The organism is Rathayibacter sp. VKM Ac-2804 (assembly GCF_009866655.1).
Taxonomy (GTDB): Bacteria; Actinomycetota; Actinomycetes; order Actinomycetales; family Microbacteriaceae; genus Rathayibacter.
On sequence record NZ_CP047420.1, the window covers coordinates 3,098,113 to 3,121,129 of the forward strand.

Below are 23,017 nucleotides of genomic sequence, written 5' to 3' on the forward strand. Positions count from 1 at the left end.
GCCGGAGTCCAGGACAGAACGGGCGAACCGCCCCCGAGAACGATCCGGAGAGACCATGACCACGCCGAGCACCGACGCCGCCACCGACACCGCGGCCGCCGACACCTTCGATCTGATCGTCATCGGCGCGGGCCCGGTCGGCGAGAACATCGCCGACCGCGCCGTGCAGGGCGGGCTGACCGCCGCGATCGTCGAGAGCGAGCTGGTGGGCGGCGAGTGCTCCTACTGGGCCTGCATGCCGTCCAAGGCGCTGCTGCGCGCGCCGATGGCGCTGCGGGCCGCCCGCGACCTCCCGGGAGCGGCCCAGGCCGTCACCGGCGGCGTCGACGTCGCCGCGCTCCTGGCGCACCGCGACTCCGTCACCAGCGGCTTCGACGACCACGGCCAGGTGCAGTGGCTCGAGGGCGCCGGCATCGAGCTCGTCCGCGGTCACGGCCGCCTCAGCGGCGTCCGCGAGGTCAGCGTCACCGCCCCCGACGGCTCCGTCCGCGTCCTGCACGCCCGGAGCGCGGTCGCCGTCGCGACCGGCACCAGCGCCGTCGTCCCCGACATCCCGGGTCTGCGCGCCGCCTCGCCGTGGACGAGCCGCGAGGCGACCAGCGCCGAGATCGTCCCCGGCCGCCTGGTGGTCGTCGGCGGCGGTGTCGTCGCCTGCGAGATGGCGACCGCCTACGCCGGCATGGGCTCGACCGTGACCCTGCTCGCCCGCAGCGGACTGCTCGCCCCGTTCGAGCCGTTCGCCGGCGAGCTGGTCGGCGACGCCCTCCGCGAGCTCGGCGTCGACGTCCGCCTCGGCGGCTCACCCGCGTCCGTCGAGCGCCGCGCCGACGGCACCGTCGCGGTGACCCTCGAGGGCGGCGACGTCGTCGAGGCCGACGAGATCCTCGCCGCCACCGGCCGCGCCCCGCAGACCCGCGACATCGGCCTCGAGGTCGTCGGCCTCGAGCCGGGCGACTCCCTGAACGTCGACGACACGATGCTGGTGCTCGGCGAGGACGGCTCCCCTGTCGGCTCCGGCTCCCCGTGGCTCTACGGCGTCGGCGACGTCAACCACCGCGCACTTCTCACCCACCAGGGCAAGTACCAGGCGCGCGCCGCCGGAGACGTCATCGTCGCGCGCAGCACCGGCGGCGAGGTGAAGGACGCGCCCTGGGGCGCGCACGTCGCCACGGCCGACCACGAGGCCGTGCCGCAGGTCGTCTTCACCGACCCCGAGGTCGCCTCCGTCGGCCTCACCGCCGCCGCGGCCGAGAAGGCCGGCTACCGCACCCGGGTCGTCGACTACGAGATCGGCTCCGTCGCCGGCGCCTCGCTGGCCGCCGTCGGCTACACGGGCACCGCCCGGATGGTCGTCGACGAGGACCGCAAGGTCCTGCTCGGCGTCACGTTCGTCGGCAAGGAGGTCGGCGAGCTCGTGCACTCCGCGACGATCGCCGTCGTCGGCGAGGTCCCGCTCTCCCGCCTCTGGCACGCCGTCCCCTCCTATCCGACCATCAGCGAGGTCTGGCTGCGCCTGCTCGAGACCTACGGGCGCGACAGCGCGTGAGCGCCCTGCGGCGCGCGGTCGCGGTCGTCGCCCTCGACCCGGCGATCACCCGGCCCGGCTACCTCTTCGCCTGCGCGGTCGGGCTGGCCTGGGGCGCGCTCTGGAGCACGGGCCCGATCGAGCGCCGCAACGGGCTCGTCGTCTTCACCGGTCTGCCCTCGTGGGCGTTCGGCCGCGGCGGCTCCTGCGTCGGCACGAGCTACCTGACCGGCACCAACGCGTCGGACGGCGTGCTGGAGCACGAGGCGGTGCACAAGGAGCAGTGGCGCACCTACGGGATGTGGTTCCCGCTGCTGTACTTCGTCGCCGGGCGCGATGCGCTGCAGAACCGCTTCGAGATCGAGGCCGGGCTGGAGAAGGGCGGCTACGTCCGTGGTCGCTGATCAGACGGGGCGCGTCGTCGTCCTCACCGGAGCCAGCTCCGGGATCGGCCGGGTCGCGGCCGGTGCGCTGGCCGCGGCCGGCGCCCGAGTCGCCGTCGTCGGCAGGAACCCCGAGCGGACCCGCGCGGTCGCCGAGGAGATCGGCGGCGATCCGTTCGTCGCCGACTTCGACCGCCTCGACGACGTGCGCGACCTCGCCGCGGCCCTGCTCGCCCGCTACGACGGCATCGACGTGCTCGCGAACAACGCCGGCGGTCTCGTCTCGCACCGCGGCGAGACGGTCGACGGGCACGAGCGGACGATCCAGAGCAATCACCTGGCCCCGTTCCTGCTGACGCGGCTCCTGCTCCCCCGCCTGATCGAGACGGGCCGCGAGCGTCCCGGCGCACGGGTGATCGGCACCGCGAGCGCCGCCCACCGGATCGGCCGGCTCTCGCTCGACGACCTCGACCGCCGGCGCGGGCCGTGGCTGGGCGGCTGGCGCGCCTACGGCACCTCGAAGCTCGCCACGATCCTGTTCGTCCGAGAGCTGGCCGAGCGCCTGCTGCCGACCGCCGTCGACGCCTACTCGTTCCACCCGGGCGTCGTCGCGACGGGCTTCGGCGCCGACTCGCGCCTGATGTCGCTGCTGTCGCTGAGCGGGTCGCCGGGCATCTCGGCCGAGGCGGGCGCCGTCCCGCTGATCACACTCGCGTCCGAGTCCGACGTCGGCGCGGCGAGCGGCAGCTACTTCGACGGGCTCCGGCCGGACGGCGCCGTCGCCGCGCAGGCGCGCGAGCGCCAGCTCGGCCGGGACCTCTGGACGCTCTCCAGCCGCCTGGTCGGCGTGCCCACCGCGCTCTGACGCCGCGGAGGGCGCGCCGCGCCGCTAGTTGGCCTCGGAGCGGCCCGTCCGCCAGTAGCCCATGAACGCGACGCGCGTCCGATCGACACCGAGCTCGGTCACGAGGCAGCGGCGGATCAGCTTGATCGCTCCCGCCTCGCCGGCGATCCAGGCGTAGAGCCCGGGGTCGGTCCGCTCGGCGGGCACCTCCCAGAGGATCCCGCTGTCCACGTCCACGTCCGACACCTCCACACCGCGGTGGTGCGCGGTGAGGAACCGGGTGGCCCAGCCGCGCACGGACTCGCCGAGCTGCGCGCCCGGCGTCGTCCAGGAGCGCACCAGCCAGTGCACGCGGACCCCCTCGGGGTGCCGCAGCGGCAGGCGGTCCTCCGCGCTCGGCACCTCGAGGAAGGCGGCGCCGGTCGCGGACGCCGGAAGGCTCTCGAGGATCGCGCTGATCGCCGGGACCGCCGTCTCGTCGCCCGCCATCAGGAGGGTCGTCGCGGCGCCCGGGTGCCACTCGACGCCGCCGCCGGCGAGCTCCGAGCGGGTGTCGGGCGCGATGATGACGACCTGCGCGCCGACGCGGGCCGACTCCACCCAGGCGGAGGCGGGACCGGTGTCGCCGTGCGCGACGAAGTCGACGTCGACCTCGGCCTGCTCAGGGCGGGCCGCGCGGATCGTGTAGGTGCGCAGCGGGTTCCGCAGCTCGTCCGGCAGCTCGCGCCAGCGGGTGTACCAGTCGGGAGCGAGGCCGTCCGGTCCGCTCTCGTCCGCCACCGAGCCCATGAAGTCGTGCGCGCTCGAGGTCGGCGTCGGCACGACCAGCTTGATCCGCTGGTCCGGGCCGGTGCAGCCGACCGAACCGAGGTCGTCACCGGTCAGCGTGATCCGGATGAAGTGCGGCGCGATCCGGACCGCGCGGGCGACGGTCGCGAGGTACGGCCGGTAGGCCGGGCGGGCGGGGGCTTCGGTCAGCGGAGGCACCTGTCCAGTCTCGCAGAGAAGGTAAGCCTTACCTAATCCTGAGTGGCTCTCAGCGAGCGGCGTGCTCCGCGGAGACGCGCAGGCGAGCCTCGACGTCGGCGGCGAGCTCCGCCACGACGGCGCCCTCTCCGCCGACCCAGGCGCAGAAGTCGTGCCGGTCGTCGGCCCACGGGTAGTCGCCGTCGACGACGGACATCTCGCCCATCCAGGCGCGCACCGCGCGGTCGAGCGCGACGCCGCGCGCGCAGGCGAGACCGGTGCCAGGAGCGCCGGAGCGCTGCGAGCGGCCGAGCCAGGTGACGCAGACGCGGCCGGGGGCCGACAGCGGCGGCAGGCCGCGGGCGTCATCCACCTCGACGAAGACCTGGCCCCGTGCGTTGGCGGGCAGGGCGTCGAGCATGCTCTGGATCCACGGCACGACGGTCTCGTCGCCCGCGATCAGGAACTGCTTGACGTCGACCGGCTCCGAGCCGTCTCGTCCCTCGAACATGCACATCGGAAGTAAGTATAGGCATGCCTAACCTGAGCGGCCAAGGGCCTGGAGCTGCCCGTTCGCCGGGTGTCAGCGGGCGCCCGGCTGCCCCGACGTCACCACTGCGGCGGGTGCCGCCGCTGCCAGCGCGCCCGCCGCTCGAGCTGCGCGCCGATCGAGAGCAGCACGGCCTCGCCGCCGGGGCGCCCGATCAGCTGGATCCCCATCGGCAGCCCGTCCGCCGTGACGCTCAACGGCAGCGCGATAGCGGGCAGCCCGCTCACGTTCACGAACGAGGTGTACGGCGTGTAGCGCACCTGCTGCTCGAAGTCGTGCTCCGGATCCTCGGCGTCGTACCAGCCGACCGGTCGCGGGGTCATCGTCATCGACGGGGTGAGGATCGCGTCGAACGGCGCGAAGGCGGCGATCACCGCGCGCTCGTAGGCGGAGAGCACCCCCGCGGCCTCGACGATCTCGCGCGCCGAGCGCTTCCGCCCCTCGCGGATCAGCCACTGCGTGAGCGGCTCGAGCAGCTCGAGCTCGTCGCCCTCGATCGGGAGCGTCGACGCCCCGCTCTGCCAGAGCATCCGGAAGGCGTCGGGGTAGGCGGCGGACGGCGGCAGCAGCGCGTCATCGAGTCCGTGGCCGAGCGCCGAGAGAGCCGCGATCCCCTCGTCCAGGGCGGCGCGCGCCTCCGGGGCGAGCCCGATGTCGTACTCCTCGTCCCACGGCGAGGCGGTCAGCACGCCGATCTGGAAGCGGCCCTCCCCGCGCACCGCGGCGCCGAGGAAGGAGCCGTCGCCGTCGCCCGGCGCGGCCAGCGCCGTGCGCTGCGGGACGACGCCGTTGCGGCGCTCGAGCATCCCCTCCAGCAGCATGCCGGCGTCGGCGACCGAGCGCGTCAGCGGTCCGGCGACGACGAGGCCGCCCACTCCCCCCACGCCGGACAGCGCCGGCACCCGCCCGCGCGAGGGCTTCAGGCCGACCAGGCCGCAGGCCGCGGCGGGGATGCGGATCGAGCCGCCGCCGTCGGAGCCGGGCGCGAACGGGAGCAGACCGGCGGCGACCGCGGCCGCCGCGCCCCCGCTGGAGCCGCCCGCTCCGAGCGAGGTGTCCCACGGAGTGACCGTCGGCGGCCCGACCCGGTTCTCGGTGTAGGAGGGCATCCCGAACTCGGGGGCGGCCGTCTTGCCCAGGCTGATCGCGCCCGCGGCGTCGAGCACCTGGACGATCTCGTCCGACGCATCGGGCACGAACGACTCCCGCAGCCTCGACCCGAAGGTGGTGCGCACGCCGGCCCGGCGCCAGAGGTCCTTGTCGCCGCTCGGCAGTCCCCAGAGCAGCGCGGTGCGCGGGACGGAGTCGAGCGCGGCCGCGCGGGCACGCGCCGTGTCCGCGGTCACGGTGGTGAAGGCGCCGAGCTCGCCGTTCCAGCGCTCGATGCGGGCGAGGTAGTGCTCGGTCAGCTCGAGCGGGGTGATCTCGCCGCGCTGCAGCCAGTCCCACTGCTCCTGAGCGCTGAGGTGGTGGAGTTCGAACATGGAACGACCCTATTCCGCCGCCTCAGCGCTGGACTGTGAGCGCTGAGGTCGGGCGGAACAGGGTCGTGGGCTCGTCCGCGCTACGCGGCGCGGCGGCCGATCTCGCGGACGCCGTCGTCGGTTCCGAAGCGGCTGCCCGGGGTGAGGACCGTGTCGCGGTCCACCCGCGCGCCGGTCGCGACGACGGCCGAGCCGCCGATCCGCGAGTAGCTGCCGATGTGCGCACCGGGGCCGATGATGGCCTCCGGTCCGACGTGCACGTTCGCGCCGATGAAGGCGCTGTGCCCGATCATCGCGTCGCGGTCGACCCAGCTGCCGGCGCCGATCCACGCGCGCTCCCCGACGGTGGCGCCGGGTTCGACGTAGGCGCCCGTCTCGACGTACGCCGACGCGGAGACGCGCGATCCCGGAGCGACCATGCCGCGTCCGTTCGCGTGCCGGCGGTAGACGATCTCCTCGTCGGCGCCGCGCACTCCCCGCCCCTTGCTCATTCCTGTTCCTGCCATCTGCCTCGAGCTCCTCCGAGCGATCCGATGGGCGAGGCACTCGGGCCCCACCCCGCTATCGGAGACAACAGCGCGCGGGGGTCGCGCATTCCCCGTGCGGGGGGCACTCAGGCTCGGGGCTCGACGACGTCCGCGACGGCGGTGACCACGGAGCGGAACCGCTCCGGCGCGTCCCGGATCCGGCGCCGGGCGAGCACGCCCGCGAGCGCGGACGAGGCGCCGGACGCGACGAGCTCGCACTCGACCCGCGAGCCGTCCTCGTCCGCCAGCACCCGCCACTGCTCGAGGCCGACGACCGGCAGCCGCCGCTCCAGGCCGTCCGCCGAGCGCTCGAACGCCGGGCCGTCGTCGGACGCGAGCACGTCGGCGAGCGCCGCGAGCACCGCGGCGGGCTCGGCGTGCAGGATCGAGGCGAGGGCGAGAAGGCTGCGCATCGCGGCAGTCTCCCATGCCGGACCGGACCCCCTGCTGATCGAGCAGCCCCGACTCATGCTGGTCGAGTGGCCCCGCAGGGGCGTATCGAGACCCTCAGGCAGACGCCGTCAGGAGCGCTCGTCCAGCACCCTCCGCAGCCAGTCGAAGGAGGCCTTCGGGACGCGGTCGCGGCTGCGGGAGTCGAGCGCCACGAGTCCGTGCGGCCGCGTGTAGCCGTGCTCCCACTCGAAGGCGTCCACGAGGGTCCAGAGCTGGACCGCCTCGAGCGGCAGCCCCTCGTGGACCGCCTCGGCGAGCGCGCCGAGATGCGCGCCCAGCCAGCGGATCCGCTCCGTGTCCACGATCTCGCCCTGCCGGTCCGGCAGGTCCGGGTAGCTCGCGCCCAGCTCGGTCAGCACCAGCGGCGGCAGCCGGTCACCGTAGCGCTCGACGAGGCCACGCAGCACCGACACCGGCGCCCAGGGCGCGAACGGCGAGCCGTCGCCGGTGCGGTCGAGCTCGGGCCAGGGCCGCGCGTGGAAGGGCAGCGCCGGCGGAGCGCCCGGCCCGGTCGGCAGCGACGGATCGCGACCCGCGGCGATCCGCTGCGGCGCGAGCGGCGCGACGCCGTAGAAGTCGAGAGGGGCGCCGATGCGGGCGAGGTCGACCGGATCGACGCCCGCGAGCGGCGCGAGGAACGGCGGCAGCTCCTCCGGCCCGGCCGGGTAGGCGCCGGTGAGGACGGCATCCGCCACGAGCCGGTTCTGCAGGACGTCGGCGAGCGCCGCCCACGCGCCGTCCCGCTCCGACTCGCTGGCCGGCTCGACCACGGCCTGCGCGTCGACGAGGCCGATGCGACCGGCGAGATCGGCGGAGCGGAGCGCCTCGACCGCGACGGCGTGCCCGAGCAGCTGGTGGTGCAGGGCGGGCAGCGCGCTGAACAGCCGGCCGGCACCCGGCGCCTGGTTCTTCAGCGCGTAGCCCTCGAGGAAGACGGTCGACGGCTGATCCAGCGTGATCCAGTCCGCCACCCGGTCGCCGAGCCGCGAGCCGATCTCGAAGGCGACGTCGCCGAAGCGGAAGGCCGTGTCGCGGTTCATCCAGCCGCCGCTGAGCGCGGAGGGGGTGTCCCGGTGCTGCAGCGTGAGCGCGATCCGGAGTCCGGCCCCGGCCAGCTCGTCGAGCAGGCGGTCGTAGAAGCCGAGCCCGCCGCGGTCGATCGGCCCGCGCCCGTCGGGCTGCAGCCGGGTCCAGGAGATCGAGAGCCGCAGCTCGTCGACGCCGAGGTCGACCAGCAGGGCCAGGTCCTCGCGCCAGCGCAGGACGAAGTCGGTGGCGAACTCGGGCGTCGCCTCCTCGGCGATCGTTCCGCGCCGCAGCGCGAAGTCGTCCCAGACGGAGCGGCCGCGCCCGCCCGCTTCGAGCGATCCCTCGGTCTGGAACGCGCTCTGCGCGAGCCCGATCCGCAGACCCGCCGGCAGCAGTCGCCCCAGCTCCCGTGGATCGTCGAAGCGCGCGGTCTCGGCGCGCACCTGCTGCCGATCGCGTCCGCGCGCTGCGTCCTCGCTCATCTTTCCTCCGAGTCGTCGATGGGTATATTGTCGCGGAAGCGCTCTCCCGCTCCGACCAGCCGCTCCCCCGCGGGGCGGACGCGGATCCGCCCTCCGGTGTACATCCGGCAACGGAGGCGCGCCGCGCTTGACACCACCCGCGTGCCCCCGTGCAATGGACGCACCGTGATTCCGAGTGTCGCCGCGTCTGTTCCGGGGGGTTCCGCGACGAGGGGTCCGTCGGTCGTCCCGACGGGTCGCCCTCGCCGCTCCCCCCGTTCGTCGCGCCGTCGTCCGGCCGCCCTCCTCCTCGTGCTGCTCGGCGCGCTGGGCGCCGCCGCCGGCCTGACCGCGCCGAGCGCGCAGGCCGCGGCGCCGCTCACCATCACCTCCCCCGTCTCCGGCACCGTGCTGCCCAGCGGCGCGGTCACCGCGACCGGCACCGGTACCGCGGGCGACCAGATCCAGATCGGCCTCACCGGCAGCACCGAGCCGCTCTGCATCACCACGGTCGGCGCCGACGACACCTGGAGCTGCGCGCTCGATCTCGACGACGGCCGGATCCGCCTGACGGCCGTGGAGCTCCTCGCCGCCGGCGGCACGACCTCGGCCCGCACCGAGATCGCGGTCCTCAGCGCCCCCGTGATCGAGTCCGTCGACGGCTCGGCCACCTCGGCGGGATCGGTCAGCGGCACCGCCTACCCGGGAGCGAGCGTCGCGGTCACCTCCGACGGCGGCGCCTCCTGCCTCGCGACCGCCGACGGCGCCGGCCGCTGGTTCTGCCAGCTCGCCCCCACGCCGGCATCCGGGAGCTACCGCGTCACCGCCACCCAGTCCGCCTCCTTCGCCGGGAGCACGGTGTCGCCGGCCAGCGCCGCCGTCTCGCTCGTCGTGGACACCGCCGCGCCGGTCGCGCCGACCCTCACCTCTCCCGGGCCCGGCGCCGCCCTCCCGCTCACCGGCGCCGTCTACGCCGGCTCGGCCACCGAGGGCACGCGGGTCTACGTCTACGTCGACCTCGTCAACACCTGCGACGCGCCGATCACCGGCGGCGCCTGGACCTGCACCGGCGGCACGGTGACGGCCGGAGCGCACCGCGTCTCGGCGATCGCCGGCGACGCGGCCGGCAACTACAGCTCGCGCAGCCCGTGGATCGACGCCACCTTCTCGGCGGCCACCACGACGCCCTCCGCCGCTCCCTCCGCGACCGCCCCCGGCACGAGCCCGGCGACCCCCGGGAGCACGCCCACCACCGCACCCGGCTCGCCGACGGCCCGGCCGACGATCCCCGGGAGTACTGCGACGCCCTCGCCTGCACGCCCCGGTCAGACGGCGCCCGCGCCCGAGCCCGCGCCCTCCGACGGCGCCACCGCCGCGCCGGCGCCGGGCGCCGCGCCGAGCGACCCGCCGACCACCGGACCCGCTCCCGTCCCCGACGGCGGCTCGGCGCCCGGCGGCTGGAGCGCCGCCACCGGGATGACCACCGCGCTCTCCTCCGGCGCCCCCCTCGGCACCATGGCCGACTGGATGCGCTCGCTCGCGCTGGCGGTCGCCTCCCTGGCCCTCCTGGTCGTCCCCGCCCGTCTCGCCGTCGCCGGCCGGGTGCCGCGCGAGGCGCGCACCTGGCGCCTGACCGGCCGCAACCGCGCGCGGGTGGAGTACGACGACCGGCCCGAGCCCGCGCCCGTCTCGACACGGACCATGGTCGTCGGCATGATCGGCTGCGCCGCCGGCCTCGTGCTGCTCTCGGGCCGGGTCGACGGGCAGCCCGCCTACCTGCGCCTGCTGATCGCCGTGATCGTCGCGGTCGCCCTGGTGAACACCGTCGCCGCGGGCGTCCCCGCGCTGGCCGGGCGCCGCCTCGGTCTGCCCGGCATCCGCGTGGTGGCCTCGCCGCGCGCGCTGCTGCTGGTGGCCGGCGCCGCGCTCCTGTCCCGCTTCGCGGGCCTCGACCCGGCCTTCCTCTTCGGAGTGGTGATCGGGCTCGTCCTGCCCGAGAACGCCTCGGCCGTCGCACGCGCGAAGCTCGCGACGGTGCGGGTGGTGTCCCTGCTCGGTCTCGCCGCCGTGGCCTGGGGCGCCTCCGCGGCCGTCCCCGCCGACGGCTCCTTCGCCGCCGTCCTCATCGCCGAGGTGCTGAGCGCCACCACGCTGCTCTCCGTCGGCTCGAGCGTCGTGCTGCTCTTCCCGGTCGGCCGGCCCGCGGGGCAGAGCATCCTGCGCTGGTCCCCCGTGCTCTGGCTCGGGCTGACGCTGCTGGCGAGCACGGTGCTGTTCCTCCTGCTCACGCCGACGATCGCCGCCTGGGCGACCGACGGCGGCGGCGGGCCGGCGCTCTTCGCCGTGATCGCCTTCACGGCCGTCTGCACGTCGATCTGGGCCTGGCGGCGCTTCGTCGACGTCGGCGAGTAGCGCCGGGGCGGACTCCGGCCCGGCGGCCCGGGTGCGGGCTCAGCCGATCGCGGCGAGCTCGCGCACGTCGTCGTCCGGCAGCACGTCGACGACGGCGCCGACGGTCATGTCGGTGAGGGTCGCGATGCCGTCGTAGACGCTGAGGAACGCGGTGTCCGCCGCGTCGCGGCCGGTGGCGATCCGCACCAGGCTCGACCGCGGCGCCAGCGTGGTCGCGTCGACCACCCGCCAGGAGCCCTCGATCCACGCCTCGGCGACCGCGTGGAAGTCCATCGGCGCGAGCCCCGGCGCGTAGACAGCGACCAGCCGGGCCGGCACGTCGAGCGCGCGCAGCAGCGCCACCACGAGGTGGGCGAAGTCGCGGCAGACCCCGCGGCGGGCGAGCAGCGTCCGCTCCGCGCCGTCGGTCGGCAGGCTGGACCCGGTGACGTAGGCGAGCCGGGTGCCGACCCAGGAGCTGACCGACGCGAGCAGCGCGGCGCCCTCGAGCCCCGCGAACTCGGCGCGCGCGGTCGCCCAGAGGATGTCCGACTCGGCGTAGCGGCTCGGCCGCAGGTAGCGCAGGCGGTCGACCTCCTCGCCGGGCAGCGGCTCCAGCACGCCGCCGACGCTCGCGGTGTAGTCGACCACGAGCCGGCCGACGCCGGCCTCGAGGACGTGCAGGCGGGTGCCGTGCTGGTCGAGCACCTCGCGGGCGGCGACCTCGCGCCCGTCGAGCTGCAGGGACACCGTCTCCGGTGCGCCGTAGGCCTCCGCGACCGCGATCGAGAAGACGAGCGTCGCGCGTCGCGCGACGTCGAGGGTCAGCCGGGCCGAGACGTCGCGCTTCACGCGCCCTGCTCGCCCTTCGGCGGCGGGGTGGGAGCGGCGTCCGGCTCCTGCACGAGCTGCAGCCCGCCGGAGGAGTTCGCGGAGACCGTCAGCAGATCGATCCAGGTCCGGTTGATCGACGGCACCCGGCCGCCGAAGTACTTGAAGTAGAGCGGCACCGACGGGTCGAGCCAGATGCTGGAGCGGCCGTCGCCGACCGCGGGGTCGTCGCGCCAGGAGAAGAAGAAGCTCTCGCGGCGGCGCAGCTTGTTGGCGATGACGATCTGGACGTGCGTGAGCGTGCGGTCGTCGAACTCGATCTCGACGCCCGAGGCGCCGTAGAGCAGCTTCCCCATGGAGGCCTCCCGACCGCCCGTCGCCGGGCGGTGCATGACAGTGCCCAAGGGCACGAGAAGAAGGAGACGCCACGAGGCGCCGCCGGGCCGTCCGCCCCCGGGACGGCGGCGCAGGCGCTCCGTCCGGGCGAGGACCGCCCGGCCACGACTCTATGCGAGGGCGGCGTCCGCCGCGGGGAATTGACGGGATCGGGCCCGGCCCGGTAGCCCGGATCGGAACTCCTGTGCTCCCGCACGACTCACCGTCCGCGCGTCACGGCGATGTCGGAGGTCGGACGTACGGTACCCGCATGATCGAATGCGGAAGCTGCGGAACCGATGCCGTCGTCCTGGACCGCTCCGGCGGGACCGACCCCGAGGGAGTGGGCTCGGAGGAGCTCGTCGTCCTCTGCGCCGAGTGCGCCCCCGGCGAGATCACCGCCGCCCTCGAGGCGGCCCTGCTCGACGGGGCGCGACACACCGAGGCGGTACCGCTCAGCAAGAGCGCCCACGCCCGAGCGGCCTAGCCGGGGGACTGCGTCCGCTCCGACTCCGGATCGCCGCGCGTACCAGCTGTGCACCGGCGCGACGCCGCGATCGTCGACGTGTGTGCAGCACACGCCGAGTTCGGACGTCCCGACGAGTTCTCCCCTCAATGGCTGAAGCCCCGCAAGCGGGGCTTCAGCCCGGCGACGTTCCGGAGGCCGGCCCGTCGTACGTTCACGCTGCGTCGGGGTCCGAGAGACCAGCGCGCTGGCGCCGAGAGAGTGCCCCCACTGGGACTCGAACCCAGACTGAGACGATTTTAAGTCGTCTGCCTCTGCCGATTGGGCTATGGGGGCGACCACCGGGCGGCGCGCTCTCGCGCACCGCCCGAGGGTGCGGTCAGGCCTTGGCGGGCTCGCCGCCGACGGTCACGGGCGCACCGGCGGGGCCGGGGGTCTCGGCCGGCGCGGAGACGGCGGCCGGAGCGGCCGGACGGGGGCGCGACGCGTAGGTCTCGAAGGAGCCGCGCGGGTACTCGCGGGCCTCGATCGAGGCGATGTCGCGGCCGAGCCAGAGGTTGTTCCACCAGCCCCAGACCACGCGGAACTTGCGCTCCCACGAGGGCATGGCGAGACCGTGGTAGCCGCGGTGCATGACCCAGGCCGGGAAGCCCTTGATCGCGATCTTGCCGGACTGGAAGACGCCGATGCCGATGCCGAGGCCGGCGACCGCCCCCGCGTTCTTGTGGAAGTAGTCCTTGGGCGCCTCACCACGGAGGACCGCGATGATGTTGGTCGCCATGAGCTTGCCCTGGCGGACGGCGTGCTGGGCGTTCGGCACGCAGAAGCCGCCGACGCCGCCGCCGGTGAGGTCGGGGACGGCCGACACGTCGCCGGCGCCCCAGGCGCCCTCGACGATGACGTCGTCGTGGCCGACACGGAGGTCGGCGCGCACGCGCAGTCGGCCGCGCTCCTCGATCGGGAGGTCGGAGTTCTTGATCGACGGGTTCGCCATGACGCCGGCGGTCCAGATGATCAGGTCGGACTCGAAGCTCTCGCCGGTCGACAGCTCGATGACGCCGCCCTCGGCGGACTTGAGCTGCGTGTCGAGGTGCACGGTGGCGCCGCGCTGGTCGAGGTTCTTGAGGACCCAGTGGCTCGTCTCGAGCGCGACCTCGGGCATGATGCGGCCCATCGCCTCGACGAGGTGGAACTTCGTCTCCTCGAAGTCGATCTCGGGGTAGCGCTTCAGCAGCGCGCTCGCGAACGAGCGCAGCTCGGCGAAGACCTCGATGCCGGCGAAGCCGCCGCCGACGACCGTGACCGTCAGCAGGCGTGCGCGCTCGGGGCCGGCCGGCAGGGTCGCGGCCTTGTCGAAGTTGGTGAGGATGCGATCGCGGATGGCGGTCGCCTCCTCGATCGTCTTGAGGCCGATCGCGTTGTCGGCGACGCCGGGGATCGGGAAGGTGCGCGAGACGGAGCCCGCGGTGACGACGATCTGGTCGTAGACGAACTCGTAGGGCTCGCCGACCGTCGGGGTGATCGTGGCGGTCTTGGACGCGTGGTCGATCTTGGTGACCTTCGCGGCGAGGATCGCGGTCTTCTTCAGGTGGCGGCGCAGCGAGACGATCGCGTGACGCGGCTCGATGGATCCGGCGGCGACCTCGGGGAGGAAGGGCAGGTAGGCCATGTAGGGCAGCGGGTCGACGATCGTGACCTCGGCCTCGTTGGCGCGGAGGTACTTCTCCAGCTTCCACGCGGTGTAGAAGCCGGCGTAGCCGCCTCCGACGATCAGGATTTTGGGCACGGTGAACACTCCAGAGGGATGGACAATGCGAACACCCTGCTTCTCGCGAAGTGCCCGCTCTCGATGCGGGTGGCAGCACTGACCCCGACTGGGAATCAGCCTAGCGAACCGCGCGTCGAATCGCGTCGACCCGCCGGGCCTCGGAGCCGGTCAGACCTCGAGCGGCCGGCACTCGCAGCGCTCGGGCGACCAGGAGGCGCGGGCGAGCGCCAGGTCGCCGATCGGGTTCACTCCGGGGCCCGCGGCGAGCGCGTGACCGGCGAGGGCGTGCAGGCACTTGACCCGCGTCGGCATGCCGCCGGAGGAGATGCCGGCGATCTCGGGCACGACGGCGATGCTCTCGCGGTCGGCGAGGAAGGCGCGGTGCGCGGCGGCGTGGGCGTCGCGGAGCGCCTCGTCCTCGGCCAGGAGCTCGTTGTACTCGACCATGACCTGGGTGGCCTCGAGCTGCGAGATCGCGGCGGTCGCGGCCGGGTGGGTCAGGTAGTAGAAGGTGGGGAACGGGGTGCCGTCGCTGAGCCGCGGACTGGTCGAGACCACCGTCGGGTTGCCGCAGACGCAGCGCGCGCTGATGCCGACCACGTCGCGGGCGGGGCGGCCCAGCTGGGCGGAGACCACGGCGATGTCGTGCTCGGTGGGCGGGTCGAACGGGGGCGTGGTCACGGAGGACTCCAGGGGGCGCGGGGACCGGAGGGAACTCTCCAGTGTAGGCGGCGGCCGGGCGAGGGGGCCGGGGTCAGGGAGTGGGCGTGAGCTCCGCGGTCGTCGGGTCGCCGAGGCCGGAGACCGCGATCGAGGACAGCAGCGAGCCCGCCCAGTCGCTCGGCGTCTTCTGCACCGAGTTCGACGCCGGCTGTGCGGCCTGCTGCGCGACCGCGATGTCGTCCAGGACGAGGTAGCTGACCTCGCCCGGCATCACGAAGTAGAGGCGCTCGCGCGCCTGGGCGCGGACGAAGGCGGGGTCGGACCAGCGCACGCGCTGCTCGTCGAGGTTCTGCGACTGCGTCTTCGCCGCGTCGACCGAGCGCTGCAGCTCGGCGATCTCGGCGCGCTGCTCGACGAAGTTCTTCACGCTCGGCGCGAGGACGACGACGGCCAGGATCATGATGCCCATCACGAGCAGCGTGAAGCCGGAGCCGCGGACGCCCGCGACCCAGGCCGAGGACGGCGCGACCGGCGGCCGCTTCGCGCGGGGGGTGCGCGAGGACTTCGGGGCGGACGAGCCGGGCTTCGTGCCCGGGCGCTTGGAGCCGCTCGTCGTGGAGCCGGTCGTCGAGCCCGGCTTCTTCGACGCGGACGGCTTCGACGCTCCGGGCGCGGCGGCTGCGGACGTCGAGGCGGCGGGCTTCGAGGTCGACGAGGCCGGCGTCTCGGCGGCGGCCGGGCGGCGGGGCGCGCTCCCGGGAGCGGAGGGCCGGCGGGGCGGTCGGGCCATGGGCGGGTGCCTCCTCGAGCGGTGGAACGGGTGAGGGCGGAACGGGAGCGGCCCCGGTGCCCGCACCGAGGTGCTGGGCTCCGGGGCCGCTCCGGCGGGGAGAGACTACGCGGTGAAGCGCGGGAAGGCGGAGCGACCCGCGTACGTCGCGGCGCCTCCCAGGATCTCCTCGATGCGCAGCAGCTGGTTGTACTTCGCGACGCGGTCCGAGCGCGCCGGGGCACCCGTCTTGATCTGGCCGCCGTCCACCGCGACCGCGAGGTCGGCGATGGTGGTGTCCTCGGTCTCGCCGGAGCGGTGCGAGAGGATCGCGGTCATGCCGCTGCGCTGGGCGAGGGCCACGGCGTCGAGCGTCTCGGTGAGCGTGCCGATCTGGTTCACCTTGACCAGGATCGAGTTGCCGGCCTTCTCGGCGATGCCGCGGGCCAGGCGCACCGGGTTGGTGACGTAGAGGTCGTCGCCGACGAGCTGCACCTTGTCGCCGATCTCGGCGGTGAGGTGGGTCCAGCCGGCCCAGTCGTCCTCGTCCAGCGGGTCCTCGATCGAGACCAGCGGGTAGTTGGCGACGAGGTCGGCGTAGTAGGCGGAGAGCTCCTCGGCCGAGAGCTTCTTGCCCTCGAAGGTGTACTTGCCGTCCTCGAAGAACTCGGAGGACGCGACGTCGAGCGCCAGGCCGATGTCCTTGCCGGGGGTGAAGCCGGCGGCCTCGACGGCCTTGAGGATGAAGTCGAGCGCCTCGCGGTTGGTGGGCAGGTCGGGGGCGAAGCCGCCCTCGTCGCCCAGGCCCGTGGCGAAGCCGGCCTTCTTCAGCTGCGCCTTGAGCGCGTGGTAGATCTCGACGCCCCAGCGCAGGCCCTCGGAGAAGGACTCGGCGCCCAGCGGGACGGCCATGAACTCCTGGATGTCGACGCCGGTGTCGGCGTGCGCGCCGCCGTTGATGATGTTCATCAGCGGGACGGGCAGGGTGTGCGCGTTCGGGCCGCCGACGTAGCGGAAGAGGTCGAGGTCGGCCGACTGCGCGGCGGCCTTGGCGACCGCGAGGCTGACGCCGAGGATCGCGTTCGCGCCCAGGCGCGACTTGTTCTCGGTGCCGTCGAGCTCGATCAGCTCGGCGTCGACGAGGCGCTGGTCGGTGGCGTCGAAGCCCTCGATGGCCGGGCCGATCTCGTCGATGACGGCGTCGACGGCCTTCTGCACGCCCTTGCCGAGGTAGCGCTCGGCGTCGCCGTCGCGCAGCTCGTAGGCCTCGAAGGCGCCGGTGGAGGCGCCGGAGGGGACGGCCGCTCGCGAGGACGCGCCGTCCTCGAGCAGGACCTCGACCTCGACCGTGGGGTTGCCACGGGAGTCCAGAATTTCTCGGGCGACGACTGCCTCGATAAGGGCCACAACTATCTCCTCTTGACGGGTGGGCTCCCGGAGGGCGGGAGCGGTCGGGAAGGAGTCTACTGACCGCCCCGGAACGGGAGGAGTCCGCGAGGCGTCGCTAGACTCCCAGGGCCCTGACGGCAGCCGCGCCGCACGGCCGCCGATCCGCTCCCGCCCACCGGAGGACCCCGTGACCAGCACCGCCGCCGCCCTCGTCGAGCGCCTCACCGAGGTCGTCCCCGACTTCCCGAAGCCCGGCATCCTCTTCCGCGACCTCACCCCGGTCTTCGGCGACGGCGAGGCGCTGCGCGCGGTCGCCGACGCGCTGATCGAGCCGTACCGCGGGCGGATCGACGCGATCGCCGGCGTCGAGGCGCGCGGCTTCCTCCTCGCCGCGGCCGCCGCCTACTCCGCGGGACTGGGCGTCGTGACGATCCGGAAGCCCGGGAAGCTGCCGCGGACCGTGCTGAGCGAGCAGGCGACGCTCGAGTACGGCAGCACCGTGCTCGAGGTGCACGAGGACGCGATGCCGAAGGGCTCGCGCCTGCTGCTCGTCGACGACGTGCTGGCCACCGGCGGCACCCTCGACGCGAGCTGCCGCCTCATCGAGCGCGCCGGCTGGTCCCTCGAGGGCATCGCCGTCGTGATGGAGCTCGACGGCCTCGGCGGCCGCGACCTCCTCGCCCCGCGCCGCATCGACGCGATCGTCACCGTCTGACCCGTCCCCTCTCGCTTCCGCGAGATGCCACTTGTGCGCGCGACACGCCGTGTAAGGCGTGCACAAGTGGCATCTCGCGGAAGGGAGCAGACGTGCGTCAGGACAGGGAGAGCGACATCCGGGACAGGACGAAGGTCTCGATGACCTGGACGACCATGTAGAGGATCAGCGAGACGCCGGTCACGATGACGACGGCGGACCAGATGTCGTCGAAGCGGGCCTGCGCGGTCCAGCCCGCGATGCCGCCGCCGATGCCGTCGCCGGTGGAGAGCCACTCGGCCAGCAGCGCGCCGGTGATCGCCCCGGGGACCGAGACGCGGACCGCCGCGAAGAGCGAGGGCAGCGCACCGGGGATGGCGACCTTGCGGATCGCGGTGAGCGTGGATCCGCCGTAGACCGAGACGACGTCGAGCATCTGCGGCGAGGCGTTGTTCAGGCCGAAGGCGATCGTGACCAGCGCCGGGAAGAGCACCACGATGCCGCCGACCACGGCGACCGAGGCGACCGTGCCCTGGCCGAAGACCAGGATGATCAGCGGCGTCATCGCGATCAGCGGGACCGAGCGCAGCAGCAGCGCGAACGGCATCAGCGCGTGCTCGATGCCCTTGGAGAGCCGGAACAGGATCGCGACCAGGATCGCGACGACGAGACCGGCCGCGAAGCCGATGAACGAGTCGACCATCGTGACGGCGAAGAGCGCGCCCAGCTCGGCGCGGTGCTCGGCCGCCGCCTCGTCGGTCACCAGGTGCGCCCAGACGTCCCACGGCCCCTTGATCACGTACGGCGAGACGCCGCTGAAGAGGATCACGCCGATCCAGATCACGAGGACGATCGCGATGGTCGACAGCGCGATCAGGAGGCTCTTGCGCAGGCTCTTCAGCGTGGCGCCGAGGGCGGCGCTGCGCAGCTGACGGCGGAGCTCGTCGACCGCGATGATCTGCGTCGGGCTCGACTGCTCGGTGCGGTCGGGGATCGTGGAGGTCATGTCATGCCCGCTTTCCGGAGGACCACGGGGCGATGAGGCGCCCGATCAGGCCGACGAGGCCGTAGCCGATCAGGGCCACCGCCGCGCAGAGGAGGAAGAGCGCCCAGACACGCGGTGAGTTCAGCGAGACCTGCGCCGCGACCAGGATCGGCCCGACCCCGGTCTCGATCTTGCCGAAGTACTCCCCCAGGATCGCGCCGAGGAAGGCCGCGGGGACCGCGATCTGCAGCGCCGAGAGGATGTTCGGCAGAGCGGCGATCGCGCGGACCTTGCGCAGCTGGGTGAACTTGGTGCCGCCGTAGACGGTCACGACGTCGAGCGACGCCTTGTCGGCCGCCTTGAGGCCGAGCAGGCTGCCGACGACGGTGGTGAAGAAGACCGAGAGCCCGGCGAGGAAGATCGCGGTGGCGCTCGGCTGCCCCGGCGCGTCGGAGCCGCCGAGGATGAGGAGCACGAGCGTCCCGATCGCCACGATCGGCACGCAGTAGGTGACGACCGCGAGCTGGGAGACGATCCCCTCCAGCCACGGCACGACCAGGACGAGCGCGGACAGCACCAGGGCGACCAGGTTGCCCCAGAAGTAGCCGACCGCGGCCTCGCCGATCGTCACCGAGAAGTTCGCCCAGTAGAAGGCGGGCCCGTCCTCGGCGATGGTCTGCGCGACCTGGATCGGCGTGGGGACCGGCGCATAGGTCGTGCCGCCGGTGGGGGCGGTGACCAGGGCGATCAGCCACCAGACGGCGACGATGCCGACGATGCCGATCAGCCCCGACGCCCAGGGCGGCAGGGAGCGCGAGCGGCGCTCGGTCGTCGGGACGGGAGCGGGGAGCAGCGTGGCCACGGTGCGCCTCAGTGGTCGTCGGCGGCCGCGCCGCCGTCGCCGAACAGCAGCTCGGACGCCTGGTCGACGTACGCGTGGAACTCGGGGGTGCGCTGCATCTCGGGGGTGCGCGGACGGGGCAGGTCGATCTCGATGATCTCCTTGACCCGGCCGGGCCGCGGGCTCATCACGGCGACCTGGTCGGAGAGGAAGATCGCCTCTGAGATGCCGTGGGTGACGAGGAGGGTCGTGGCAGGCTTCTCGGTCCAGATCCGCAGCAGCTCGAGGTTGAGCTTCTGCCTCGTCATGTCGTCGAGCGCGCCGAACGGCTCGTCGAGCAGCAGCACCTCGGGCTTGAGGATGAGGCAGCGGGCGATCGAGACGCGCTGGCGCATGCCGCCGGAGAGCTGCGCCGGCTTCGCCTTCTCGAAGCCGCGCAGGCCCACGAGGTCGATCAGCTCGTCGATGTAGGACTGGTCGACCGACTTGCCCGCGATCTCGAACGGGAGGCGGATGTTCGACATCACGCTGCGCCAGGGCAGGAGCGCGTGGTCCTGGAAGGCGATGCCGAGCTTGTTGTCGCGGCGCAGCTCCTTGGGCGTGCGGCCGTCCACCCGGATAGAGCCCGAGGTGGGCTCCTCCAGCCCCGCGAGAATGCGCAGGATGGTGGACTTGCCGCAGCCCGAGGGGCCGAGGAGCGCGAGGAAGCTGCCCTGGTCGGTGTGCAGATCGGTGTCCTGCAGCGCGGTGACGCTGCGAGAGCCCATCCGGAACGTCTTCGACAGGCCGTGGATCTGGATGCCGGTGCCGCCGGCACCCTGCTCGCGCAGAGTGCCGGCGTCGGTCGTGTCGGTCACGAGTGGTGCCCTCCGTGGTGCTGGTTCGATGACCGCGGTCAGGCGGCGTACTTGACGAGGTCGGGGTTCTCCTCGTAGACCTCGGCGAGGAGGCTCATGTCGAAGAGGTCGGCGGCGTCGACCTCGATGCCGGCGCCCGAGAGCGACGCGAGCGTCTCCTCCTGGAGGCTGTCCGAGATCGTGAAGAGGCCGTTCGAGGCGGTCTCGTCCGAGACGACGAGCTCCTCCGACTGGATAGTGGAGCCCTTCTTGGAGGACTCCTCGTCGAGGCCGAGGTCCTTGCCGTAGGTCTCGATCGCGAGCATCGCGCCGGCCTCCGGGTCGTTGACCGCGTCGGTCCAGCCCTTGATCTCGGCGACGAGGAACGCCTTGAGCGCCTCGCGCTTGTCCGCGATGGCCATGTCGGTGACGGTGAAGGTCTCGGCGACGAACGGGAGGCCGTTGTCGGCGAAGGGCAGGTTGACGACCTCGTAGCCCTCGGCGGCGACGGTGATCGCCTCGTTGGTCAGGTAGGCGATGAATCCGTCGACCGTGCCGTTGATCAGCACGGACGGGTCGTACTCGACCGGGACGACCGTGAGGTCGGACTCGGAGAGGCCGTTCGCCTTGAGCAGCGCCTGGAAGAGAGAGGTGTTCGACGCCTGGACGCCGATCTTCTTGCCGGCCAGGTCCGCGGGGGTGGCGATGTTGCCGGCGGTCGCGATCGAGAGGACCGTGAACGGGTTCTTCTGGTAGGTCGCGCCGATGATCTTGAGCGGCGCCTCCTGGGTCGCGACGACGGTGCCGACCGAGACGGCGTCGCTCAGCGCGACGTCGGCCGAGCCCGAGAGCAGCTCGGCGGTGCCGGTGGAGGGGCCCGCGGTCAGCGTGACGCCGGCGAGGCCGGCCTCGGTGTAGTAGCCCTTGGAGTCGGCGAAGAACTCGCCCGCGAACTCCTCGTTCTTGATCCAGGAGAGCTGGACCTTCAGGGTGCCGAGGTCGCCGCCGTCCTCGGCCGAGGCGCCGGAGGAGTCGGAGGCGCAGGAGGCGAGGACGGAGACTCCGCCGAGGGCGAGACCGGCGACGCCGGCCATGCGCAGGACGCTGCGGCGGTCGAAGGTCTGCGCGGTGCGGAAGGGCGACAGGGGCAAGGGGGACTCCTCGGGTAAGGCGGTGGAAGCTGCTGTGGTGCGCGGGTCGCGACGGGTGCCCTGCCGGGCGCGCCAAGCCGCGCCGATCGGGGTGCCTCGACGCTATCCTCGGGAGATTTCTCCGGTGTGTCCGCAGATTTCGCGGGTATTAAGGGTCTCACGGATCCGCCAACGATCCGACCGCTCCGCCCGTCCCTCCCGGCGGATCGACTGAGGCCCCTCTCAGCTCAGCCGAGCGGCTTGAACGCGAGATCCGCGGCCGTCACGGCATCGCGAGGCACGAGTGCGAAGCGCGTGAAGCCGGCAGCGGCGGCCCGGTCGAGCAGCGGTGTGAGGTTCTTGGCGCGGCGCTCGAGGCGCACGCGGGAGCCGGCGGCGATCAGCTCCTGCTTGAGGGCGAGCAGCAGCTCGGGGGCGGCGTCGCGCTCGTGCACGAGGACGATCGCGTCCGGCCGCTCGTCGAGCGGCACGTCGATCAGCTCGACGATCCGCTCGAAGCCGATCGAGAAGCCGCAGGCCGCCACCTCCTGGCCGAGGAACCGGCCGATCATGCCGTCGTAGCGCCCGCCGCCGCCGACCGACGAGCCGGAGGAGGGGTGTGCGATCTCGAAGATGGTGCCGGTGTAGTAGCCCATCCCGCGCACGAGCGTGGGGTCGAAGCGGAGCGAGACGCCGGTCGGCAGCGAGCGCAGCGACCGGGCGAGCGTCTCGAGGGCGAGCACCGCCTCCGGGTCGATTCCCTCGGGCAGCACGCCGAGAATCGCGGACTGCTCGAGCGCCACTCCCCCGGCGGCGACGTCCGCCTCGATACGGGCGAGGTAGCCGCCGAGCACGGCCGCGGCGTCCGGTCCGTCGGCCTCGAGCTCGGCGACGACTCCGCTCGCGCCGATCTTGTCGAGCTTGTCGATCGAGATGAGGGCCGGGCCGAAGCGCTCGGGCGCGAAGCCGCAGTGCTCGAGGATGCCGGTGAGGATCCGGCGGTCGTTGATGCGGATGGTGCACTCGCGCAGGCCCAGGGTGTCGAGGGCCGCGGCGGTGGCGGTGATCAGCTCGACCTCGGCGAGCTGCCCCGGCTCGCCGATGATGTCGATGTCGCACTGCACGAACTGGCGGTAGCGACCCTTCTGCGGGCGCTCGGCGCGCCAGACCGGGGCGATCTGGACCGAGCGGAAGACGGTCGGCAGCTCGGCGCGGTGGCTGGCGTAGAAGCGGGCGAGCGGGACGGTGAGGTCGAAGCGGAGGCCGAGGTCGGCGAGGCCCGAGGCGTCGTCGGCGGCGGCCGCCGCGGCGAGGTCGTCGTGCGAGAGGCCGCGGCGCAGCACGCTGAAGGCGAGCTTCTCGTTGTCGCCGCCGAGGCCCGAGTGCAGGCGCTCGAAGTCCTCGACGACCGGGGTCTCGATCTCGTCGAAGCCGTGCGCCGCGTAGACCCGGCGGATCACTCCGAGCGCGTGCTCGCGCTTCGCCTTGTCGGCCGGGAGGAAGTCGCGCATGCCGCGGGGCGGGGTGATCGCAGAAGCCATGCGGCGATTCTCCCAGACCGTCGACCGGTGTTCTCCGGCCCTCCGCGCCGCCGTCGTCCGGCCGGTCGGGGGTGTCGGCTAGGCTCGCCGCGCTCGCGCGGTCAGGGGGATCGCCG

24 protein-coding genes and 1 tRNA gene are annotated in these 23,017 nt (G+C 73.4%); 7 read left to right on the top strand and 18 right to left on the bottom strand.

Annotated features, from left to right (window positions below; translation table 11 throughout):
* The first annotated feature begins 55 nt into the window (after window positions 1–55).
* Genes GTU73_RS14540 through GTU73_RS14550 form a run of 3 tightly spaced genes read left to right on the top strand, consistent with a single transcriptional unit; the run spans window position 56 to window position 2,773 of the window.
* On the top strand, window positions 56–1,546 hold the full coding sequence (locus GTU73_RS14540) for an NAD(P)/FAD-dependent oxidoreductase (protein WP_160090416.1): 1,491 nt from the start codon (window positions 56–58) through the stop codon (window positions 1,544–1,546).
* Entirely contained in the window at window positions 1,543–1,929 is a 387-nt protein-coding gene (locus GTU73_RS14545) for a Fe-S oxidoreductase (RefSeq protein ID WP_160090417.1), read from the top strand. The genes GTU73_RS14540 and GTU73_RS14545 overlap by 4 nt, the downstream gene beginning before the upstream one ends.
* Entirely contained in the window at window positions 1,919–2,773 is an 855-nt protein-coding gene (locus GTU73_RS14550; RefSeq protein ID WP_244231650.1) for an SDR family NAD(P)-dependent oxidoreductase, read from the top strand. Before GTU73_RS14545 ends, GTU73_RS14550 begins: the two co-directional genes overlap by 11 nt.
* Before the next feature lie 24 nt (window positions 2,774–2,797).
* On the opposite strand, the gene GTU73_RS14555 is transcribed toward GTU73_RS14550, so the two are convergent.
* The 6 genes from GTU73_RS14555 to GTU73_RS14580 form a co-directional block, all read right to left on the bottom strand.
* Window positions 2,798–3,739 (bottom strand): siderophore-interacting protein, encoded by a 942-nt coding sequence (locus tag GTU73_RS14555; RefSeq protein WP_160090419.1) that lies wholly within the window; start codon window positions 3,737–3,739, stop codon window positions 2,798–2,800.
* 49 nt (window positions 3,740–3,788) lie between these two features.
* On the bottom strand, window positions 3,789–4,229 hold the full coding sequence (locus tag GTU73_RS14560) for an SIP domain-containing protein (RefSeq protein WP_160090420.1): 441 nt from the start codon (window positions 4,227–4,229) through the stop codon (window positions 3,789–3,791).
* Between the two features lie 98 nt (window positions 4,230–4,327).
* A complete protein-coding gene (locus GTU73_RS14565) occupies window positions 4,328–5,752 on the bottom strand; it encodes an amidase (protein WP_160090421.1) in 1,425 nt (474 codons plus the stop codon).
* An 80-nt stretch (window positions 5,753–5,832) separates the two neighbouring features.
* Entirely contained in the window at window positions 5,833–6,243 is a 411-nt protein-coding gene (locus GTU73_RS14570) for a transferase (protein ID WP_160090422.1), read from the bottom strand.
* A 122-nt stretch (window positions 6,244–6,365) separates the two neighbouring features.
* The gene (locus GTU73_RS14575; protein ID WP_160090423.1) at window positions 6,366–6,692 is read right to left on the bottom strand and encodes a hypothetical protein; all 327 of its coding nucleotides are present in this window, start codon (window positions 6,690–6,692) and stop codon (window positions 6,366–6,368) included.
* Between the two features lie 108 nt (window positions 6,693–6,800).
* Window positions 6,801–8,243 carry a family 1 glycosylhydrolase gene (locus GTU73_RS14580; protein ID WP_160090424.1) on the bottom strand — a complete coding sequence of 481 codons (1,443 nt, stop codon included), beginning with the start codon at window positions 8,241–8,243 and terminating at the stop codon, window positions 6,801–6,803.
* Between the two features lie 291 nt (window positions 8,244–8,534).
* On the opposite strand from GTU73_RS14580, the gene GTU73_RS14585 reads away from it, so the two are divergent.
* Entirely contained in the window at window positions 8,535–10,634 is a 2,100-nt protein-coding gene (locus tag GTU73_RS14585) for a hypothetical protein (RefSeq protein ID WP_160090425.1), read from the top strand.
* A 39-nt stretch (window positions 10,635–10,673) separates the two neighbouring features.
* Here the strand turns inward: GTU73_RS14585 and GTU73_RS14590 are convergent, their stop codons facing one another.
* On the bottom strand, window positions 10,674–11,465 hold the full coding sequence (locus tag GTU73_RS14590) for a transglutaminase family protein (RefSeq protein WP_160090426.1): 792 nt from the start codon (window positions 11,463–11,465) through the stop codon (window positions 10,674–10,676).
* On the bottom strand, window positions 11,462–11,800 hold the full coding sequence (locus tag GTU73_RS14595) for an ATP-dependent DNA ligase (RefSeq protein ID WP_068211888.1): 339 nt from the start codon (window positions 11,798–11,800) through the stop codon (window positions 11,462–11,464). The genes GTU73_RS14590 and GTU73_RS14595 overlap by 4 nt, the downstream gene beginning before the upstream one ends.
* A 290-nt stretch (window positions 11,801–12,090) precedes the next feature.
* Between GTU73_RS14595 and GTU73_RS14600 the strand changes: the two genes are divergently transcribed.
* Window positions 12,091–12,306 carry a hypothetical protein gene (locus tag GTU73_RS14600; RefSeq protein WP_160090427.1) on the top strand — a complete coding sequence of 72 codons (216 nt, stop codon included), beginning with the start codon at window positions 12,091–12,093 and terminating at the stop codon, window positions 12,304–12,306.
* A 241-nt stretch (window positions 12,307–12,547) separates the two neighbouring features.
* On the opposite strand, the gene GTU73_RS14605 is transcribed toward GTU73_RS14600, so the two are convergent.
* The 4 genes from GTU73_RS14605 to GTU73_RS14620 all read right to left on the bottom strand — a co-directional run bounded on the left by GTU73_RS14605 (window position 12,548) and on the right by GTU73_RS14620 (window position 15,185).
* Window positions 12,548–12,621 (bottom strand) — tRNA-Leu (locus GTU73_RS14605).
* Window positions 12,622–12,664: 43 nt separating this feature from the next.
* The gene (locus GTU73_RS14610; protein ID WP_160090428.1) at window positions 12,665–14,071 is read right to left on the bottom strand and encodes an NAD(P)/FAD-dependent oxidoreductase; all 1,407 of its coding nucleotides are present in this window, start codon (window positions 14,069–14,071) and stop codon (window positions 12,665–12,667) included.
* 150 nt (window positions 14,072–14,221) lie between these two features.
* Entirely contained in the window at window positions 14,222–14,734 is a 513-nt protein-coding gene (locus tag GTU73_RS14615) for a DUF501 domain-containing protein (RefSeq protein ID WP_160090429.1), read from the bottom strand.
* A gap of 73 nt (window positions 14,735–14,807) precedes the next feature.
* Complete coding sequence (locus tag GTU73_RS14620; protein ID WP_160090430.1) at window positions 14,808–15,185, bottom strand: septum formation initiator family protein; 378 nt, start codon at window positions 15,183–15,185, stop codon at window positions 14,808–14,810.
* Between GTU73_RS14620 and GTU73_RS14625 the strand changes: the two genes are divergently transcribed.
* Window positions 15,178–15,540 carry a hypothetical protein gene (locus GTU73_RS14625; RefSeq protein ID WP_160090431.1) on the top strand — a complete coding sequence of 121 codons (363 nt, stop codon included), beginning with the start codon at window positions 15,178–15,180 and terminating at the stop codon, window positions 15,538–15,540. The two genes, GTU73_RS14620 and GTU73_RS14625, sit on opposite strands and share 8 nt — an antisense overlap.
* A 71-nt stretch (window positions 15,541–15,611) precedes the next feature.
* On the opposite strand, the gene eno is transcribed toward GTU73_RS14625, so the two are convergent.
* Window positions 15,612–16,892 (bottom strand): phosphopyruvate hydratase, encoded by a 1,281-nt coding sequence (gene eno, locus GTU73_RS14630; protein WP_160090432.1) that lies wholly within the window; start codon window positions 16,890–16,892, stop codon window positions 15,612–15,614.
* 169 nt (window positions 16,893–17,061) lie between these two features.
* Between eno and GTU73_RS14635 the strand changes: the two genes are divergently transcribed.
* Window positions 17,062–17,589 (top strand): adenine phosphoribosyltransferase, encoded by a 528-nt coding sequence (locus tag GTU73_RS14635; RefSeq protein WP_160090433.1) that lies wholly within the window; start codon window positions 17,062–17,064, stop codon window positions 17,587–17,589.
* 97 nt (window positions 17,590–17,686) lie between these two features.
* Here the strand turns inward: GTU73_RS14635 and GTU73_RS14640 are convergent, their stop codons facing one another.
* From GTU73_RS14640 to hisS, 5 genes are all read right to left on the bottom strand, one after another.
* On the bottom strand, window positions 17,687–18,574 hold the full coding sequence (locus tag GTU73_RS14640; RefSeq protein WP_208543675.1) for an ABC transporter permease subunit: 888 nt from the start codon (window positions 18,572–18,574) through the stop codon (window positions 17,687–17,689).
* Window position 18,575: 1 nt separating this feature from the next.
* Window positions 18,576–19,415 (bottom strand): ABC transporter permease subunit, encoded by an 840-nt coding sequence (locus tag GTU73_RS14645; protein WP_244231651.1) that lies wholly within the window; start codon window positions 19,413–19,415, stop codon window positions 18,576–18,578.
* Between the two features lie 8 nt (window positions 19,416–19,423).
* Window positions 19,424–20,161, bottom strand: a complete 738-nt coding sequence (locus GTU73_RS14650) for an ABC transporter ATP-binding protein (protein WP_123705595.1) — start codon at window positions 20,159–20,161, stop codon at window positions 19,424–19,426.
* A gap of 128 nt (window positions 20,162–20,289) precedes the next feature.
* Window positions 20,290–21,381, bottom strand: a complete 1,092-nt coding sequence (locus GTU73_RS14655; RefSeq protein WP_244231652.1) for an ABC transporter substrate-binding protein — start codon at window positions 21,379–21,381, stop codon at window positions 20,290–20,292.
* Window positions 21,382–21,608: 227 nt separating this feature from the next.
* A complete protein-coding gene (gene hisS / locus GTU73_RS14660; RefSeq protein WP_160090434.1) occupies window positions 21,609–22,901 on the bottom strand; it encodes a histidine--tRNA ligase in 1,293 nt (430 codons plus the stop codon).
* Window positions 22,902–23,017: the final 116 nt, after the last annotated feature.

What these genes read in the sequence shown, in the direction of transcription:
- GTU73_RS14650 (WP_123705595.1), bottom strand. Translation starts at nt 20,161, where the DNA reads ATGGGCTCTCGCAGCGTCACCGCGCTGCAGGACACCGATCTGCACACC.
- GTU73_RS14570 (WP_160090422.1), bottom strand. Translation starts at nt 6,243, where the DNA reads ATGAGCAAGGGGCGGGGAGTGCGCGGCGCCGACGAGGAGATCGTCTAC.
- GTU73_RS14575 (WP_160090423.1), bottom strand. Translation starts at nt 6,692, where the DNA reads ATGCGCAGCCTTCTCGCCCTCGCCTCGATCCTGCACGCCGAGCCCGCC.
- GTU73_RS14595 (WP_068211888.1), bottom strand. Translation starts at nt 11,800, where the DNA reads ATGGGGAAGCTGCTCTACGGCGCCTCGGGCGTCGAGATCGAGTTCGAC.
- GTU73_RS14620 (WP_160090430.1), bottom strand. Translation starts at nt 15,185, where the DNA reads ATGGGCATCATGATCCTGGCCGTCGTCGTCCTCGCGCCGAGCGTGAAG.
- GTU73_RS14640 (WP_208543675.1), bottom strand. Translation starts at nt 18,574, where the DNA reads ATGACCTCCACGATCCCCGACCGCACCGAGCAGTCGAGCCCGACGCAG.
- GTU73_RS14600 (WP_160090427.1), top strand. Translation starts at nt 12,091, where the DNA reads ATGATCGAATGCGGAAGCTGCGGAACCGATGCCGTCGTCCTGGACCGC.
- GTU73_RS14580 (WP_160090424.1), bottom strand. Translation starts at nt 8,243, where the DNA reads ATGAGCGAGGACGCAGCGCGCGGACGCGATCGGCAGCAGGTGCGCGCC.
- GTU73_RS14540 (WP_160090416.1), top strand. Translation starts at nt 56, where the DNA reads ATGACCACGCCGAGCACCGACGCCGCCACCGACACCGCGGCCGCCGAC.
- GTU73_RS14565 (WP_160090421.1), bottom strand. Translation starts at nt 5,752, where the DNA reads ATGTTCGAACTCCACCACCTCAGCGCTCAGGAGCAGTGGGACTGGCTG.
- GTU73_RS14625 (WP_160090431.1), top strand. Translation starts at nt 15,178, where the DNA reads ATGCCCATCACGAGCAGCGTGAAGCCGGAGCCGCGGACGCCCGCGACC.
- hisS (WP_160090434.1), bottom strand. Translation starts at nt 22,901, where the DNA reads ATGGCTTCTGCGATCACCCCGCCCCGCGGCATGCGCGACTTCCTCCCG.
- GTU73_RS14560 (WP_160090420.1), bottom strand. Translation starts at nt 4,229, where the DNA reads ATGTTCGAGGGACGAGACGGCTCGGAGCCGGTCGACGTCAAGCAGTTC.